This window comes from Clostridium sp. AM43-3BH, assembly GCF_003479985.1.
GTDB lineage: Bacteria > Bacillota > Clostridia > Lachnospirales > Lachnospiraceae > Otoolea > Otoolea fessa.
The window spans coordinates 411-18290 of record NZ_QUIH01000008.1 but is presented as its reverse complement, the minus strand read 5'-3'; the positions used below and the strand labels follow the sequence as shown (position 1 = coordinate 18290).

15 protein-coding genes and 7 tRNA genes are annotated in these 17880 nt (G+C 51.1%); 4 read left to right on the top strand and 18 right to left on the bottom strand.

The features are described 5' to 3' along the window. The first annotated feature begins 75 nt into the window (after positions 1 to 75). The 4 genes from DW931_RS12655 to glgB all read left to right on the top strand — a co-directional run bounded on the left by DW931_RS12655 (position 76) and on the right by glgB (position 4335). Positions 76 to 489 carry a metalloregulator ArsR/SmtB family transcription factor gene (locus tag DW931_RS12655; protein WP_243015268.1) on the top strand — a complete coding sequence of 138 codons (414 nt, stop codon included), beginning with the start codon at positions 76 to 78 and terminating at the stop codon, positions 487 to 489. A gap of 81 nt (positions 490 to 570) precedes the next feature. Next, on the top strand, positions 571 to 813 hold the full coding sequence (locus tag DW931_RS12650) for a YaaL family protein (RefSeq protein ID WP_118482082.1): 243 nt from the start codon (positions 571 to 573) through the stop codon (positions 811 to 813). A 23-nt stretch (positions 814 to 836) separates the two neighbouring features. Continuing rightward, positions 837 to 2384 (top strand): alpha-amylase family glycosyl hydrolase, encoded by a 1548-nt coding sequence (locus tag DW931_RS12645; protein WP_243015267.1) that lies wholly within the window; start codon positions 837 to 839, stop codon positions 2382 to 2384. Between the two features lie 4 nt (positions 2385 to 2388). Then, on the top strand, positions 2389 to 4335 hold the full coding sequence (gene glgB / locus DW931_RS12640) for a 1,4-alpha-glucan branching protein GlgB (protein ID WP_118482081.1): 1947 nt from the start codon (positions 2389 to 2391) through the stop codon (positions 4333 to 4335). 116 nt (positions 4336 to 4451) lie between these two features. On the opposite strand, the gene DW931_RS12635 is transcribed toward glgB, so the two are convergent. The 18 genes from DW931_RS12635 to DW931_RS12550 all read right to left on the bottom strand — a co-directional run bounded on the left by DW931_RS12635 (position 4452) and on the right by DW931_RS12550 (position 17880). After that, complete coding sequence (locus DW931_RS12635) at positions 4452 to 5624, bottom strand: MalY/PatB family protein (protein WP_118482080.1); 1173 nt, start codon at positions 5622 to 5624, stop codon at positions 4452 to 4454. Positions 5625 to 5884: 260 nt separating this feature from the next. Then, positions 5885 to 7030 carry a PLP-dependent aspartate aminotransferase family protein gene (locus tag DW931_RS12630; RefSeq protein WP_022360405.1) on the bottom strand — a complete coding sequence of 382 codons (1146 nt, stop codon included), beginning with the start codon at positions 7028 to 7030 and terminating at the stop codon, positions 5885 to 5887. 556 nt (positions 7031 to 7586) lie between these two features. Continuing rightward, entirely contained in the window at positions 7587 to 8165 is a 579-nt protein-coding gene (pdxT, locus tag DW931_RS12625) for a pyridoxal 5'-phosphate synthase glutaminase subunit PdxT (RefSeq protein ID WP_118482597.1), read from the bottom strand. A 1-nt stretch (position 8166) separates the two neighbouring features. Further along, entirely contained in the window at positions 8167 to 9042 is an 876-nt protein-coding gene (pdxS, locus tag DW931_RS12620; protein ID WP_118482598.1) for a pyridoxal 5'-phosphate synthase lyase subunit PdxS, read from the bottom strand. A 364-nt stretch (positions 9043 to 9406) separates the two neighbouring features. After that, positions 9407 to 10258 carry a 16S rRNA (cytidine(1402)-2'-O)-methyltransferase gene (gene rsmI / locus DW931_RS12615; protein ID WP_118472982.1) on the bottom strand — a complete coding sequence of 284 codons (852 nt, stop codon included), beginning with the start codon at positions 10256 to 10258 and terminating at the stop codon, positions 9407 to 9409. A 15-nt stretch (positions 10259 to 10273) separates the two neighbouring features. Next, the gene (locus DW931_RS12610; protein ID WP_107001771.1) at positions 10274 to 11005 is read right to left on the bottom strand and encodes a tRNA1(Val) (adenine(37)-N6)-methyltransferase; all 732 of its coding nucleotides are present in this window, start codon (positions 11003 to 11005) and stop codon (positions 10274 to 10276) included. Beyond that, the gene (locus DW931_RS12605; protein ID WP_022360400.1) at positions 10995 to 11906 is read right to left on the bottom strand and encodes a stage 0 sporulation family protein; all 912 of its coding nucleotides are present in this window, start codon (positions 11904 to 11906) and stop codon (positions 10995 to 10997) included. Before DW931_RS12605 ends, DW931_RS12610 begins: the two co-directional genes overlap by 11 nt. Positions 11907 to 11910: 4 nt before the next feature. Then, positions 11911 to 12900: a DNA polymerase III subunit delta' gene (gene holB / locus DW931_RS12600; RefSeq protein WP_118482599.1), complete on the bottom strand. Its 990-nt coding sequence runs from the start codon at positions 12898 to 12900 to the stop codon at positions 11911 to 11913. A 260-nt stretch (positions 12901 to 13160) separates the two neighbouring features. Next, entirely contained in the window at positions 13161 to 13778 is a 618-nt protein-coding gene (locus DW931_RS12595) for a guanylate kinase (protein ID WP_117796591.1), read from the bottom strand. A 98-nt stretch (positions 13779 to 13876) separates the two neighbouring features. Beyond that, positions 13877 to 15469, bottom strand: coding sequence for an aminotransferase class I/II-fold pyridoxal phosphate-dependent enzyme (locus tag DW931_RS12590; RefSeq protein ID WP_243036950.1), 1593 nt, complete (start codon positions 15467 to 15469; stop codon positions 13877 to 13879). Between the two features lie 92 nt (positions 15470 to 15561). Then, the gene (locus DW931_RS12585; RefSeq protein ID WP_147353631.1) at positions 15562 to 16665 is read right to left on the bottom strand and encodes an MBL fold metallo-hydrolase; all 1104 of its coding nucleotides are present in this window, start codon (positions 16663 to 16665) and stop codon (positions 15562 to 15564) included. 334 nt (positions 16666 to 16999) lie between these two features. Further along, positions 17000 to 17072: transfer RNA gene (locus DW931_RS12580), tRNA-Lys, on the bottom strand. A gap of 3 nt (positions 17073 to 17075) precedes the next feature. Then, positions 17076 to 17148: transfer RNA gene (locus DW931_RS12575), tRNA-Phe, on the bottom strand. Positions 17149 to 17346: 198 nt separating this feature from the next. Further along, positions 17347 to 17420, bottom strand: a tRNA-Met gene (locus DW931_RS12570). 70 nt (positions 17421 to 17490) lie between these two features. Next, positions 17491 to 17572, bottom strand: a tRNA-Tyr gene (locus DW931_RS12565). Positions 17573 to 17581: 9 nt separating this feature from the next. Beyond that, positions 17582 to 17654, bottom strand: a tRNA-Thr gene (locus DW931_RS12560). Positions 17655 to 17672: 18 nt separating this feature from the next. Next, positions 17673 to 17745: transfer RNA gene (locus DW931_RS12555), tRNA-Val, on the bottom strand. Between the two features lie 61 nt (positions 17746 to 17806). Then, a tRNA-Asp gene (locus DW931_RS12550) sits at positions 17807 to 17880 on the bottom strand.

Sequence of the window (17880 nt, the reverse complement as noted above, 5' to 3'; positions counted from 1 at the left end):
ATTGACTGACGAAACAAAAAATGGTAAAATACTATTAGTTTAAATTTTTAAACCATTATAGAAGGAGGAGCCGCGATGAAAAAAGGAATAGAACTCAAACAGCATTTTCATACCTGTATGCCTCTTTTTATCGCGCTGGGCGATGAAATACGGCTGACGATCATCGAAGCGCTGACGGACGAAGCCCTCACGGGGCGCAAAAAAAACAACGATGTGAACAAAAATCAGCCTGATAAGAACAATGACCGTCCAATCAGCCTGCCCGCCCAGTCCCGTCCGCATGGCTTAAACGTCCGGGAGATCACCGAACAGACCAGCCTGTCGCGCCCGGCAGTTTCCCACCATTTGAAGATCTTAAAGACAGCCGGGCTGATCGATGTCCACCGGGAGGGAACCTGTAATTATTATTATCTCTCAATCGAAGACAGCACCCGGAAACTGATGCAGCTCGGACATCTGCTGGAATCCGTGCTTTCCATGGACGCCTGAACCAGGATGCATATCTTTCCATTTTCTGAATATACTGATCGTTGTACCAATTTATAGGATTCAGAAAGAGAGCATCAAACCATGAAGCACAACCGCACCCACTGCTCCGGTATCACCAGCACGGACATTTTTTCCGCCCACCCTGACCCAGAGCTGCTGACAGAACTGCGACAGACCATGAGCACGATCAACACCGTTTTCAACCATTTTGAAGAGGTCGTCGATCCGACTCTGATTGACTGCTATATCTACGAACTGAAAGCCGCACATCTCCGGTATCAGTTCCTTTTACGACATATTAAACAACAGGAAAATACCATTTAACCGACACAAGGAGGGCCTTTCTCATGACAGCCTGGTACGACAAAGCTATCTTTTACCATATGTATCCTCTGGGAATGACCGGAGCACCGTTTGCCAATCCCTACCCCGTCTCCGATGGGGCAGCGGATGGCACAAACAGGGACGTTTCCGCCGATTCCCGCATGGACGAACTGATGCAGTGGATTCCCTATTTAGAGAGCCTGCATATTTCCGCGCTTTACATCGGACCGCTGTTTGAATCATCCACGCACGGCTATGATACCCGCGATTTCCGGCTCATCGACCGGCGGCTGGGGACCAACGTCTCGTTCCGATCTTTCGTGGACTGCTGCCATGAGCATGGCATCCGCGTCGTCGTGGACGGCGTGTTCAACCACACCGGTCGCGAATTTTTCGCCTTCCGCGACCTGCAGGCGCACCGTGACCAGTCCCCTTACGCCGGATGGTACAGGAACGTCAATTTCGGCTGGGGCAGCCCGCTCGGCGATTCCTTCGGCTACGAATCCTGGCACGGCATCTGGGAGCTTCCCTGCTTAAACCACAAAAACCCGGAAGTGCGGAACTATCTGCTTGACACTGTCCGTTTCTGGGTGCAGGAATTTGACATCGACGGTATCCGCCTCGACTGCGCGGGCGATCTTTCCTTTGAATTTATGCAGGAACTGCGCCGGCTGGCAAATGAAATCAAGCCGGAATTCTGGCTGATGGGCGAAGTCATCCACGGCGAATACGCCCGCTGGGTCAATCCGCAGATGCTTCATTCCGTCACCAACTACGAGATGCACAAAAGTATCTATTCCGCGCACAACGACCACAATTATTTCGAACTGGCACACAATGTCCGCCGCCTCGAAGCGGTGGGGCGGGATCTCTACACCTTTGTGGACAACCACGACGAAGACCGGATCGCAAGCAAACTGTTAAATCCGGCACATCTTGCGCCGCTTTACACGCTGCTGTTCACTCTTCCGGGAATTCCATCCATCTATTATGGAAGTGAATGGGGCATTCAGGGACGCCGCGGACACAACTCTGATACGGAACTCCGTCCGAAAATCCTGCCGCCGAGACCGCTTGCAGAAGAAATGCAGACCAGCGACGGACAAAACACAGGCATCCGCACAGATGGCAACTGCCAGAGCTTTTCGAGCGCCACAGGCACAAACATACACGCAGGCGCAAACACCTGCTGCCAAACCACTTCAAGCACCACAGACTCAAACACAGATACCAGCGCAGACACCGTGACACCGCTTACACTTCTGATCCAGAAACTCGCCGCCATCCACGCCGCCGAACCGGCGCTTCACGGTGGGCGTTATCAGGAACTTCTGCTGACAAACCGGCAGTACGCATTTGCCAGACACGGTGACCACCAGGCGATCCTTACCGCTGCCAACAACGATGACAACGCCGCTTATTTACAAGTTCCGCTTCCATTCCACACGACAGCGGAACAAGCTACGGATCTGATTACCGGAAAATCGTTTTTGATCGATAAGAATACAAACAAAATTCAGATAGAATTAGAGGGTAACAGCGCTGTTATTCTCGGAATCACGGAGGGGTAACCTTATGAAAAAAGCAGCTTCCACTACTAAACGAACCACATCGAAAAAACAAAAGACAGAGGGACTCGGCGTGATCGGCGAGCTTGACCGGTATCTCTTCGGAGAAGGCCGCCACTACCAGCTCTACCACAAGCTGGGCGCACACCCTTATACATATCGCGGACAGGACGGCTACTATTTCGCGGTCTGGGCGCCGCACGCAGCCGCCGTCAGCCTGGTCGGCGACTTCAACGCCTGGAATCCGGATGCAACCCCGATGAAGCCGGTCGCAGACAGCGGCATTTACGAGCTCTTCGTACCGGGACTTGGCGTGGGACAGCTCTACAAATTCGCCATCACCACGCACACAGGAACGATTTTATTTAAGGCAGATCCATATGCATTTTCGGCAGAATACCGTCCTGGAACCGCTTCCGTGACCGCCGATATCCGCGGCTTCAAATGGAACGATTCCAAATGGATGGAATCGCGCGCGGGCACCGATCCGGTCAAGGCGCCAATCTCTATCTACGAGGTTCACTTAGGATCCTGGAAAAAGAAAAACCGCCCGGAAAAGGACGGTTATTACACTTACATGGAAGCCGCGCATGAGCTGGCTGACTATGTCCTGGAAATGGGCTACACCCATGTAGAGCTCATGGGAATCGCCGAACATCCGTATGACGGCTCCTGGGGATATCAGGTAACCGGCTATTTTGCCCCGACCTCCCGCTACGGAACCCCGACGGAATTTATGTATTTCGTCAATTACTTACATAAAAAAGGCATCGGTGTCATCCTAGACTGGGTTCCGGCGCATTTTCCGAAGGATGCACATGGACTTGCCGATTTCGACGGACAGGCGCTCTATGAGTATGCCGACCCGCGCAAAGGCGAGCACCCGGACTGGGGTACCAAGGTCTTCGATTATGCCAAAAACGAGGTATCCAATTTTCTGATCGCCAACGCGCTCTACTGGCTCGATGAATACCACATCGATGGTCTGCGCGTGGACGCCGTCGCTTCCATGCTTTACTTAGACTATGGGCGCCAGGACGGACAGTGGGTACCAAATAAATATGGCGACAACAAAAACCTCGAAGCCATCGAGTTTTTCAAACATTTAAACAGCGTGATCCGCGGCCGGAAGGACGGCGCCATCATCATTGCCGAGGAATCCACCGCCTGGCCGAACGTTACCAAGAGCCCGGAGGAGGACGGTCTTGGATTTACCTTCAAATGGAATATGGGCTGGATGCATGACTTCCTCGAATACATGAAGCTCGACCCGTATTTCCGTAAATTTAACCACAACAAAATGACCTTCGGCATCACCTACTGCACCAGCGAAAACTTCATTCTGGTGCTCTCGCACGACGAGGTCGTCCACCTCAAATGCTCGATGATCAACAAAATGCCGGGCGAATACGAGGATAAATTTGCCAACCTGAAAGTCGGCTACACTTTCATGCTCGGACATCCGGGCAAGAAACTTCTCTTCATGGGACAGGATTTCGGTCAGTTCCATGAATGGGATGAAAAAGTCTCCCTCGACTGGTACCTTACGAAAGAGCCGTTCCATGCCGACCTCCAGAATTATGTGAAAGGGCTTTTGACGCTCTACCACAAATATCCGGCGCTCTACCGCCTGGACGAGGAGTATGACGGCTTCCAGTGGATCAACGCCAACGACGGAGACCGCAGTATTTTCAGCTTTATCCGCCGCGATGAAACACAGAAAAAGAATCTTCTCTTCATCTGCAACTTCACCCCGGTAGACCGCGACGATTACCGCGTCGGTGTTCCGAAACGCGGCACCTACACGCTGCTGCTTGACCAGGAACACGGCTACTACAAGCGCGGCGATAAGATCAGCCATTACCGCTCCATCAAGAGCGAATGTGACGGACAGCCATACTCCTTCGCGTACCCGCTTCCGGCGTATGGAACTGCGGTGTTCCGGTTCTCATAAAATAATGTTCCTATGAAGTCAAAAAACCTGCCGCAGACAGACTGTTTATATGGGGGATACAGTCTGCCTGCGGCAGGTTTTATTTATACGGGTTCTGATTCGTGACCCAATCAATTTTATCCGCGGATCGCCGCTTCCAGCTGCTTCAGCGCTTTCTCCACCGTCACCCGCGGGCATGCGATATTGATCCGCTCGAAGCCCTCGCCGTCCGGTCCGAACATCGCGCCGCTGTCCAGCCACAGATGTGCCTTGTCCACGATCAGATGTTCCAGCTCTTTTTCATTCAAATGAATCGCCTTAAAATCCAGCCACAGAAGGTAGGTTCCCTCCGGCTCGATCAGACGGATTTCCGGCAGATGCTCTTCCAGATACGCCTTCACAAACTTCCGGTTCTCCTCCAGATACGCTTTTAGCTGTGCAAGCCACTCCGCTCCCTCTTCATACGCCGCCTGGCATGCTACCAGTCCCATCAGACCGACCTGGCTGTAGCCTGCCGCCGCGATCTCCTTTAAGAGTTTCTTCCGAAGCTCTGGGTTTGGCACAAAGATATTGGAAATCTGCAGTCCCGCCAGATTGAACGTCTTGGATGGTGCCGTGCAGATCAGGCAGTTCTGCTCAAACTCTGCACCCAGCTTCGCAAATACTGTGTGCGGATGTCCCTCGCGGGTAAAATCACTATGGATCTCATCGCTGACCACGAGCACACCGTGACGCAGGCAAATCTCGCCAACCCGGCGCAGTTCTTCCTCGCTCCAGACACGTCCGACCGGGTTGTGCGGACTGCAAAGCAGGAACAATTTTACCTTATTTTCGACGATCTTCGTTTCCAGGTCGTCAAAATCCATCGTGTAATAGCCATCCGTGATTTTCAGCGGGCTGTTGACAATCTTACGCCCATTGTCCGTAATTACTTCCGAAAACGGATAGTACACCGGCTGCTGAAGCAGTACGCCGTCACCTTCCTTTGTATACGCCCGGACAGCCGCCGCCAGCGCGAATACAACGCCCGGTGTCTTCACCAGCCACTCCGGTTTCGTCTCCCAGCCAAAGCGCTCCCGGTACCAGTTCTGGACTGCCGCAAAATAGCCCTCTTTTCCATCACTGTAGCCGAAAATACCATGTTTTACTGTCTCTTCCAGCCGCTCTAAAATCGCCGGAGCCGTCTGAAAATCCATATCAGCCACCCAAAGCGGTAAAATATCCGCTGGTTTTCCTCGCTCGATGGCAAAATCATATTTTAAACAGTTGGTACCATGCCGGTCCACCACTTTGTCAAAATCGTATTTCATGCATTTTCCTCCCAATCCATCGTTCCTGTCAATGAACGGTTTTCACTCTGGCATCCTGTCATCCATGCCCATATCCCACTGCCCATGCAAAACCGATACCAAACATATCTATCCTCTTTTGTAACTGTTCAGTACCTTCACAGTCACGCGCAAAAATCCATTAAAAATTGCCTACGGCAATGGGATTTTTGCCTGCTGGCCCATGTTTTCGTACGGTCAGCGCAGTAAATGCGCAGACCTACTGAACAGTTACCCTCTTTTTACGCTAACGCCTGCTCCAGATCCGCAATCAGATCATCCACATTTTCAATACCGACAGACAGACGTAAAAATGTCTCCGTAATTCCAAGACGTTCCCGGATCTCAACCGGTACATCGCCGTGTGTCTGCAGCATCGGATAGGTAATCAGGGACTCCACGCCGCCCAGACTCTCCGCATAGGAAATAAGCTTCACGCGCTCCAGCACCTTTCTCGCCGTCTCCTCCGTATCTGTACGGAACGAAATCATGCTGCCAGCGCCGCGGCTCTGTTTTTGGTTGATCTCATAACCAGGATGTTCCGGAAGTCCTACATAGTAGACATCCGTTACTTTTTTCTGCTCTTTCAGCCAGCTCGCGATCTTCATCGCATTCTCCTGCTGCCGTTCCACACGCACTGACAGAGTCTTGATGCCGCGCAGGACTAAGAAAGAATCAAACGGAGAAAGTCCGCTTCCGATCGTCTTAAACAGATACCGGATCTGCTCTGCCAGCGCCTTGATCGGCGTACATAAAAATCCAGCCAGCGTATCATTGTGACCGCCTAAAAACTTCGTGCCGCTGTGGACAACCAGATCCGCGCCCTGCGCGATCGGATTCTGCAGATACGGGGACAGGAAGGTATTGTCCACGATCAGAAGCAGTCCGTGCTTCGTCGCCAGACGGCTCATTTCCGCCAGATCGGTCACCTGCATCGTCGGGTTGCTCGGTGTCTCGATGTAGAGTGCCTTCGTCTGATCCGTGATCGCCTTCTCAACCGCCTCCACATCGGCTGTATTTATATAGGAAAATGAAAAACCGCGCTTCTTTTCCAGTGCCTCAAAAATACGGACGGAACCGCCATACAGATCCTCGGTACATACAAAATGGCTGCCACTGTCAAACAGCTCCATCATCAGCGAAATCGCCGCCATACCGGATGTGCAGGCAACGGTATCAACCGCTCCTTCCAGCGCCGAAACAGTCTTTTCCAGCTCGTCTCTGGTCGGGTTGCTCTCACGCGTATAATTATGACCGGTTGATTCCCCAATACCCGGGTGGGCAAAAGTCGCCGTCTGGTAAATCGGCACTGAAACAGCGCCAAAAGAATGGTTTTTAGAAGTTTCCGGATCTCCGCAAATACAAGTTGTCTCTATCTGATAAGCCACGATGTCATCCTCCTGTGTCTATTTGCTATATCAGCAAATTCGTTTTTTATATAATTTTCTTATTTCATATTGTTTTAATTGGTTTATCAGTGATTGTAATGCGGAATTCCTACTTTGTCAATAGGAATTCCATGCAGTCCGCCATTTTACCGGGCGTTTTCCTTTCTCAGCGCAAAAACCTATCAAGGTACATTTTTTGTTTTTTCACAGACCGCACCTTCCAAACAATTCAAGTCGAACGTCCGTGAGACTTGGCGCGTGATTCTGGTCAGCGAAGCTGACATATTCTTTACAGAATCACTGCGCATCCTCGCGGAGCGTTTATCTCAGTCGGAGAATGGACTCCCACTGAGACAAATTTGCTATTACTCACCACCTGAAGAGGTGGGAGTCTTCTCGACTGAGATAAAAAAACGGTCAGAATCAATGACATCTTCCCACATTTCAGAAATATATCATCCATTCTGACCGCTTTAAATGGCTGCAGTTCTCGCTCCCCTTACCAGTAGGTTTCACTTTTCATCAACCACACACTAATTTCTACCAAATTACACTCTTAATTTCCTTTGCAGACTTCCTCTAGAAAATACCGGTGCACCGTCACATCCTCATTCAATTCCGGATGAAATGCCGTCGCAAACTGGTTTCCCTGTCTGGCTGCGACTATCTTTCCGTCCACTGTCGCCAGCACCTTAACATTTTCCTGAAGCGAAGCGATGTACGGCGCGCGGATAAAAGTCATCGGAATCGTCCCCAGACCGGCAAATTCAGCCTCCGTGTAAAAACTTCCGAGCTGACGCCCGTAGGCATTCCGCACCGCCAACACATCCATCGTCGCAAAGCACGGCGTTCCGCCCTCGATCTCCTTGGCCAGAAGCAGAAGCCCCGCGCACGTTCCATACACCGGAAGCCCTGCCGCAATCTTTGCCCGAAGCGGCTCATAAAGCCCCAGCTCATCCAGGAGCTTACGCATCGCGGTACTCTCGCCGCCCGGCAAAATCAGTCCGTCCATCGGCCGCTCCAGATCCGGAAGCTGCCGGATCTCAAACGCCTCTGCGCCCAGTCTCCGTACCATGGCAATGTGTTCGGCAAACGCGCCCTGCACCGCCAGCACGCCTATCTGTTTTTTCTCCATCTTACTGTCCCCGCTCTGCCATCAAAATCGCAATCTCATTCTCATTGATACCAACCATCGCCTCGCCCAGATCCTCAGAAATCGCAGCAAGTAATTTTGCATCCTTGTAATTCGTTACTGCCTGCACGATCGCCGACGCACGTTTCTCCGGATTGCCTGACTTGAAGATACCAGATCCAACAAAGACTCCCTCTGCGCCCAGCTGCATCATCAGAGCCGCATCCGCCGGGGTAGCCACGCCGCCTGCCGCGAAATTGACAACCGGGAGACGTCCATTGTCATGTACATAGCGGAGCAGATGAACCGGAACTTTTAACTGTTTTGCTGCCTCGTAAAGCTCATCCTCACGCAGGTTCTGAACCCGGCGGATCTCCGAATTCACCGCACGCATATGGCGGACTGCCTGTACGACATCGCCCGTTCCCGGCTCGCCCTTGGTACGGATCATCGAAGCACCTTCCTCGATCCGGCGCAGCGCCTCTCCCAGGTCTCTCGCACCGCAGACAAACGGAACCTTGAACTGTGTCTTGTCAATATGGTACACATCATCCGCCGGAGATAATACCTCGCTCTCATCGATATAATCAATCTCGATCGCTTCCAGAATCTGCGCCTCCACAAAATGACCGATCCGGCACTTCGCCATAACCGGAATCGAAACTGCCTCCTGAATGCCGCGAATCATCTTCGGGTCACTCATACGGGACACACCGCCCGCTGCCCGGATATCCGCCGGAATCCGCTCCAGCGCCATAACCGCACACGCGCCTGCCGCCTCCGCGATCTTCGCCTGCTCCGGGGTTGTGACATCCATGATAACGCCGCCCTTTAACATCTGTGCCAGCTGTTTATTCAGTTCATAACGATTCTCTGCCATTTTTATTCCTCCCGTAGTTGAATATGATTTTTCTTTGTAAGCCAAGCGTCCTTACGATCCTTGCAATCAATACCCGAATCCACTGAATCATTCACAGGCAAGCGCCTCTTCTGCCTTTCTATTCTGCCTTGCGAAAAACAATTCACTGACATTCTGTATTTTTACATTCATTTCCGCATCAACTTAGTAGGAATTATAGCAAAAACTGTACTGATTAAAATATACACTTTTAAATATTTTAATCAGTACAGTTTGTTCTTTTCTCAAATCTTATTCTATTTTTCTTTTATCTGCACAAACCGGAGCGCCCCGGCATTCCACCAACGCCACTCCACTTACCCATTTTTCAGCTTTCCGTTTGTGTCTACGCTTCTTCCGCCTCCAGCAGCGCCTGGTACACATCCCGCTTCGAAATCCCGCGGTCCTTCGCCACCAGCTTCATCGCTTCCTTGCGGCTATTTCCCTGTGATTCATAATGTTCCATATGCTCTTCCAGGGACATCTGCTGCCAGCGCGCCTGATCCTCCGCCTCGATCTCCTGGACGGATTTGCCCTCGATGACGATCACGCACTCGCCCTTCGGCTCATTTTCCGTATAATACGCCACCGCCTGCGAAAGTGTCGTCCGAAACGCCGTCTCGTATTTCTTCGTCAGCTCCCGGCAGATAGACGCCTTTCTATCCCCCAGCGCCTCGTAAAGCTCCGTGAGCGTCCGCAGAAGGTGGTGCGGCGCCTCGTAAAGCACAATCGTGCGCGTCTCATTCTGAAGCTCTGCAAGCACCCGCTGGTGCTCCTTCTTGTCCGTCGGAAGAAATGCCTCAAAACAGAACCGTCTCGTCGGAAGTCCCGAAATAATCAGCGCCGTAACACACGCCACCGCTCCCGGAAGCGCGGTTACTTTAATTCCCGCCTCGCAGCACTGGCGCACCAGCTCCTCGCCCGGATCCGAAATACCCGGCGTCCCGGCGTCCGTGATGCAGGCAATATTCATGCCCGATTTCAGCTTCTCCACCAGCACACGCGCCTTCTCGACCTTATTGTACTCATGGTAGCTCGTCATCGGTGTATGAATATCAAAATGATTCAGAAGCTTAATACTGTGCCGCGTGTCCTCCGCCGCAATCAGATCCACCTGCTTTAACGTCTCCAGCACCCGGAATGTGATGTCATCCAGGTTGCCGATCGGCGTGGCACACAAATATAATGTTCCTTCCATCGTTCTCCTATTCCATTAATACCCGTAAATATCATAAATCTCATCCGTATACACGCCCGGCTCTTTGTACACAATGATCGGCTTTTCCACTGTCATCAGCGCGCCGCCGCCGCGCACCGCCTCGATGAGAACCATATTTGCCTCTTTATCTGCAAACGGATGGACAAATTTCATCCGCTTCGGCTCCAATTTCTGACTTTTCATCGCCATCAGAATCTCAATGAGCCGTCTCGGACGGTGCACCATATAGAGTCGTCCGCCGGGACGAAGTGCCGAAGCCGCCGCGCGCACGACATCCTCCAGATTGCAGAGAACCTCATGGCGGGCAATCGCCTTGGGAAGATCGGGATTTTTCAGCCCGTGGCTGTCGTTCATGTACGGCGGGTTCGTCGTTACCACATCAAAGGATGCCTTCTCAAACAGCGTCGGAACCTCCTTGATATCGCCCTGCACGATCGAAACCTTCTCTTCCAGCCTGTTGAGCGCCACACTCCGGGATGCCATCTCCGCCATCTCCGCCTGGATCTCCAGACCTGTAAAATGGCTTCCTTCCGTCTTTGCCTCCAGAAGAATCGGGATAATACCAGTTCCCGTTCCCAGATCAAGCGCTTTCTCGCCCGGCTTCACCGATGCAAACCCGGACAAAAGCACCGCGTCCATGCCAAAACAGAACCCGTTCGTCTTCTGGATGATCCGGTATCCGTTCCGCTGCAGTTCATCGATCCGCTCGCCCTCTTTAATTATCATCCAGCTTCGACTTTCCTTCCTTTTTCTCCAGTGCCTCCAGCGCTTTCAGCTCCGCATCGTTGACATTTCCCCTGTCACGGCGGCGCTTCGGCTTAAACTTGAGCTGATCCACACGGTAATCACGGATCTCCTTCTCATCCCGTCCTACCGTCACAACCACCTTTACCTGCTGGCGCAGGACGCTGACGCTGTGAACCTCGCCTTTCAGCCCGTCATCCGTTGTGACGTAATCGCCGACACTCGGCAGATGGCTGTTCAGATCCTCATACGTCTCTTCCTCGTATTTCAGGCAGCACATCAGACGACCGCACACACCCGAAATCTTCGTCGGATTTAAGGACAGGTTCTGCTCTTTTGCCATCTTAATTGAAACCGGAATAAACTCCGATAAATATGAATGACAACAGAGCGGACGACCACAGATACCGACGCCACCCAAAATCTTCGTCTCATCCCGGACGCCAATCTGGCGCAGCTCGATCCGTGTCTTAAAGACCGCCGCCAGATCCTTGACAAGCTCACGGAAATCGATTCTTCCATCCGCCGTAAAATAAAACAGCAGCTTATTGTTATCAAAGGTGTATTCTGCATCGATCAGCTTCATCTGCAATTCATGCTTGCGGATCTTTTCCTGACAGATCTGGAATGCCTCATGCTCTTTTTCTTTATTCTTCCGTTCCAGCTCCTCGTCATTCTTCGTCGCCATACGAATGACCGATTTCAGCGGCTGGATCACCTTCTTCTCATCCACCTCGCGGACGCCAAGAACCACCTCTCCGAACTCGATTCCGCGGGCGGTCTCCACGATCACATGATCGCCCATCTTGATTTCCATCTGCGCCGGATCGAAGTAATATACCTTTCCGGCCTTGCGGAACCGGACTCCGATTACCTTTATCATAAATTTAATTCTCCTTCATCGTCAAAAGCATCAGCTCCAGCGCCAAATCGGTGTTGACGTTAGCATTCAGCCGGACTTTTGCCTTTTCAATCGCACTCAATATCTCTTCCAGCCCCTCATAGGAACTCTTCTGGCAGCAACTGCTGACCGCCGAATACTCATCCTTAAAGATCAGCGAATTCATGTCCTTTGTGACCTTAAACATCAGAATATCCCTGTACCAGAGCTGCATGAAATCCAGGCACTCATACAGATCCAGATTGTCCTCCTGCAGCTTGCGGATATAATCCAGAAGCATCGGAATATCCATGTCCTTGATATTTTTAAGCAGCGTCAGCACCTCTCGGTACAAAAGTGCAAACTCCTCCGAAGAGGCGAGATGAATCGCTTTTCCTAAATTTCCTCTCGCAAACGCCGCATAAATATCCGCCTGACCATCCGAAACGCCCATTTTCCCCGTCAGGTAATCGCTTACCACCGAATCCTTGAGCGGACGAAGTTTCAACTGGATACAGCGGGACAGGATCGTCGGCAGAAATACCTCCGGGTTCGTCGTGATAAGCACCAACACCGCATAGGCCGGCGGCTCCTCAATCGTCTTTAAAAGAGCGTTCTGCGCCTGCACCGTCAGTTTCTCCGCCTCATCGACCAGATATATCTTATATGGACTGCTGTACGGGCGGATCGAAACCGTATCATTGATCTGAATCCGGACATCATCGACACCAATGCTCACAGGTTTCTCATGTGTCACCCAGATCACATCCGGATGATTGCCCGACAAAAACTGCTTACAGGAATGGCATTCCATGCACGGCTCCGTCCCATGTTTCTCGCACAAAAGCGTCATGGCAAATGCCTTCGCGATCGTCTTGCGTCCCATTCCTTCCTCGCCCGACAATATGTAAGCATGTGAAACTCTCTGATACCCGATCGCCTTCTGAAGGTGCTCTTTTATCTTCTCATGTCCAATAATATCGTGAAAACCTGCCATCTTGATGCTCCTTTCAGGGCTGGACTCTGAATTTTAATTCTAAAATCATTTCAATTGTATGGATCGGTTGGGATCCCTTCTATCATGCCCTTCTTTTATTATTTGTAAATCTCTATCATCTTAGTATAACACAAGATTTAACCTCTGCCTAGTGCGATGAAATTCCGAATTTGTTACTGTTCACGCATACGTGCCCAGTAACGGAATTTGCCGTGGCTTCGCATTTAAATACGGCAAATTCCTGCTGCCACCACGTTTTCTTACGGCACTTTCGGTTCCAAAAGTGCCAATCCCTGAGCCCGAATTTCCCTTACCAACGTATCCACACACGCTTCCAGCTCGCGGTTTTCAAACCGGTTTTCCGCCCGGATCCCACATTTTTCCATATTTTCGGCACTGAAATCTGCCTCATCCGCCAGGAAACGGCGGCACAGCTCCGCATACTTTGGCTCTGTCTGCTGCCGTTCCCGGTCAAGCGCACGCTGAAGGCGTTCACCGTCCTCCACCTCAATGTAAAGCGGCACCAGCACATCCGCACCGAAATAATTCCGCGTCCCCTCATACGATTCCAGCGTCCCGATCATGAAATAATCATGCGATCCCAGATCGATCTGCCCATCGTCCACCGTTGCATAACTCCACGGTCCATAAACAGTCTGGTAGGTTCTCTTTTCAATGATCTTTCCCTGTTTCTCCAAATCCGCAAGCCTTTTTCCGGTCACAAAATAATACTCCACACCGTCCCGCTCGCCTGCCCGGATCGGTCTGGTCGTATACGGCACCACCGTCCGGATCTGCGGCAGCCGCTCTCTCAATATCTTATAGATCGTGTCCTTCCCGGACGCGCTCTTTCCCATCACATAAAATATATGTCCCATCTTCCTATTATGCCTTTCCAGCCAGTATTTTCACACGCATTCCATCGTATATATAAATCCGATTTTTCTCTGTTTCTTATGGCAAATGTGCGAACCTGCTAAATAACAACCTCTATCCACAAATCCAATTTGTCTGATTTTTCACAAATTCCTTCCACCGTAAGTCCCAGCTTCCAATCCTCACGGATCCGCGCGATCTCCCTTGTTCCAATCCGCTCTCCCGGCATCAGCATCGGCACCCCCGGCGGATAAATGGTAACGCATGTCCGCGCCGCCCTTCCTTCCGCCTCCTCAAGCGGCACCAGCATGCCATCCCCATGCCATGCCTGCCAGGGGAGACACATCTGCTGCGGATAGTTTTCTGAATCATTTTCTTGGTTCGGTTTCTGATTCAATTGTGCTCCCGAAAACGGTTCCTGCCTGCCTTGTTTTGCATCTTTCAGCCCAACACTTTCCGCCTCCAGCTTTTCCACCCGCGCATCCAGCTCCAAAAGTGCCCGCTCCAGACGCGAAAATCCTTCCTCCGTATCCATAAACGAAGTCATCAGAAGCACATACCGCCCGCTCGACATCTCCGCCTCCAGATGGTACTCTGTCCGCAAAACCTCTGCCAGTCTGGTTCCCGTCATAAAATCTGGAAATAGCACCAGTTTTGACGGATCATATCCATACACACCTGCCGCACCACAGATTTCCTCTTTCAGAAGCCGGAAATGTTTTAGCTTCGCCAATTTTTCCCGGAGTTCCCGCAATCGGGCACCATACCGCGCCATCTCCCCGGCTCCTTTTTCTGCCATATACCGGACGCAGTTCTCCATCGACGCAATCAGAATATACGACGGGCTGGAACTCTGGTAAACCGATAAATACTGTTCCACCTTCTTCGCATCCAGAATCTGGCTTTTCAGATGCAGAATCGCCGTCTGTGTCAGAGATGGAAGCGTCTTGTGAAGACTCTGGATCACCAGGTCCGCCCCCTCCTGTAACGCCCCATCCGGGAAATAGTTCCCATCCCCAAACGGCAGATGCGCGCCGTGCGCCTCATCCACAATCAGCGCCGCTCCATGCCGGTGCGCCGTCGCTGCAATCCCCTGGATATCCGACACGATCCCCTCATAGGTCGGGGAAGTCACAAACACAGCCCGGATCTCCGGATGCTCCAAAAGTGCTCGTTCCACCTGCTCTGGCTCGATCCCTCCCGGAATCTGAAACTCCGGCACCTCCTCCGGATATAAATATACCGGTTCCAGCTGGTTTAAAACCACCGCGTGATACGCCGATTTGTGGGAATTTCGAGCCATGAGGATTTTTTCCCCCGGCTTCACCGCCGCCGCGATCGCCGCCAGAATCCCGCACGTACTGCCATTCACCAGATACCAGCTCCGGTCTGCTCCGTACACTGCAGCCGCCGAATTCATCGACTCTTTCAAAATATCTTCCGCATGATGCAGGTTGTCAAATCCATCAATCTCCGTGATATCCACCGAAAATGGATTCGGGACGGAAGTTATCCCCATTTTCACCTGGCGTTTGTGGCCCGGCATGTGGAACGGGTAGGCATCCGACGCCGCATAGGTGGATAAACGTTCTAAAAGCGGCACTTCCGGACGTAGGATGATTGTTTCCGACCGCATTTTCCTGTCTTTATTCACTTTTTCTTCTTCCTTCTGTTTCTCTCTTTTTTCGTTCATGTCTTATTTCTATCCGCTGCACCGCATCCCAAAAGCATTTCATTTCCCTGAAAACAACTTTTTAAAATTTTATTTTAATCTTTTATAAAAAACTACCGCAGTATCTGATCGCCATCCTTGACACAAAGATTTTTCTTCACACCTAATGTTACCATCCATCCACGGACAATCGGCGTCTTATACGAACCAGCGCCCGCGACGCCATCCTGCACATTATCCCAGAGCCAGTCCGGCGTCGGCCATAAGCAGACCTCCGGTGAAATCTCCTGATAGAGCTCCTCTTCTACGCCTCTCTGCCCATGGTGCGCCATCTGTAGCACATCCGATTTCAGTTCCTCCTGCGTATGATTGGCAAGAAAATCTTCCCCTGCCTGCCAGCCCATATCACCCAAAAACAGGATCCGTTTTCCGCCCATCTCCACGCGGTACGCGACCGAGCTGTTATTAAAACTATTTTCCGTGCAGGCAAATGGCTCGTTCATCACTGTGATCTCCGCGCCCGCCACTGAAATCTTCTGCCCTTTCGTAAGCGTCCCGCATTTTTCTGCTTCCGGCAGTTTCGCAATCGCTTCCGTGATCTGATCATAACACTCCAAATCTGAATCCCGTCTTGAAACCTGCTCCTGACCTAAAAATTCTTTATTCAGAAATGAATAGTACACCTTACCGATCGAGATCGGCATCGGATCCATGTTTAAAATCTCCGTGATCGCCCCCACATGATCGCTGTGCGGATGGGTTAAAAGCCATGCATCCACATGACCGCCCAACTCCTGAATAACCTCAATCAAATGCGGTGCATCGACATCACGACCGCCGTCTACCACGATCACCGCGCCTTCCTTCGTCTTCATAACGCAGGAGAGGTTCTGCCAGATATCCGCACACGCTAAAAGCCGAAGCTCTCCCCCGTCCAGATACGGCTCCTCCACGCCCGGCTCCGCCGCCTCCGCCGCAGCTAATGCTTCCATTTCTGCCGCCGACTGCTGTTCCCCCAGGTTATCTAAATCAATCGGCTGATCTGGATTTTCTCCATTTTCATCTCGGACAGTCTCCCGCTCTGTACTGTCCACGATTGCTACCGTTCCGGCTGTCTCCGGATAGTTCGTGAACCGGCGGCTGCATCCGCTCAAGTTCAAAAGGAACGTCATGCCAAGCGCCGCTGCATATAAATATTTCCGGCGTTTCTGTTTCATCTTGTTTGGCTCCATTTTTCTTCTCCATTTTAAAATTTCTGCATTTGCCTAGTTCTATTCTTACTTCCATTTTGGTTTTCTATTTGCTTCTGTTTTCAATCAATTATAACAGTTGCCATATCCGAAAACAAGAAATTATATATTCAAGAAAGACTCCTGTCTGAATGGCTTTTTTACTTAACATGAATGTTAAACGAAGTTTCCTATTTCTTCTTCGCGCGAGTGCGCATCATTGGCACGTTAGTGCCTTTTTTTGTAATAGGGAATTCCAAGGAATTTCCTATTACAAAAAAAACCGCCACACTGTCTCCAGTGTGACGGCTTCTCATCTTCATGAGGCATCGGGGATTCGAACCCCGGACAACTTGATTAAAAGTCAAGTGCTCTACCGACTGAGCTAATACCCCATATGCCCAGAACCGGAATCGAACCAGTGACACGAGGATTTTCAGTCCTCTGCTCTACCAACTGAGCTATCTGGGCGTAATGGTTATTTGGTTTTATGCGGATTAAAAGTTTGCTTGTCGCATCTTTTTAGTCCGAAGTGGCTCAGCTCAAGACCTGCGGTCTTTCGCTTACGGCATTCGCCGTATACATCTAAAAATATATCTGTTAAAAAACATGCAAGCATGTTTTTAACTTCTATATTTTTATCTGTGCACTTCTCATTGCATAAAAAAATTGCGGGGGCAGGATTTGAACCTGCGACCTTCGGGTTATGAGCCCGACGAGCTTCCAGACTGCTCCACCCCGCGCTAATTCTTACTCTATTATTTATTATATACAATTTCTGGAAAAATACAACCATTATTGTAAAAATAATAATGGATGGAGGTGGATTCGAACCACCGAAGCGAGACGCAACAGATTTACAGTCTGCCCCCTTTGGCCACTCGGGAACCCATCCATTTTAAAAAGCCGATGATCGGACTCGAACCGATAACCTGCTGATTACAAATCAGCTGCTCTGCCAATTGAGCCACATCGGCATAAAACATTGGTAACAATGGGGCCTACAGGGCTCGAACCTGTGACCCTCTGCTTGTAAGGCAGATGCTCTCCCAGCTGAGCTAAGACCCCATCTACGATACTGCACCAGTCCATATTCATTTTTCAAAGAATTGAAATAGTCGTATCTAAACGACCCGGATGGGGTTCGAACCCACGACCTCCGCCGTGACAGGGCGGCGCTCTAACCAGCTGAGCCACCGGGCC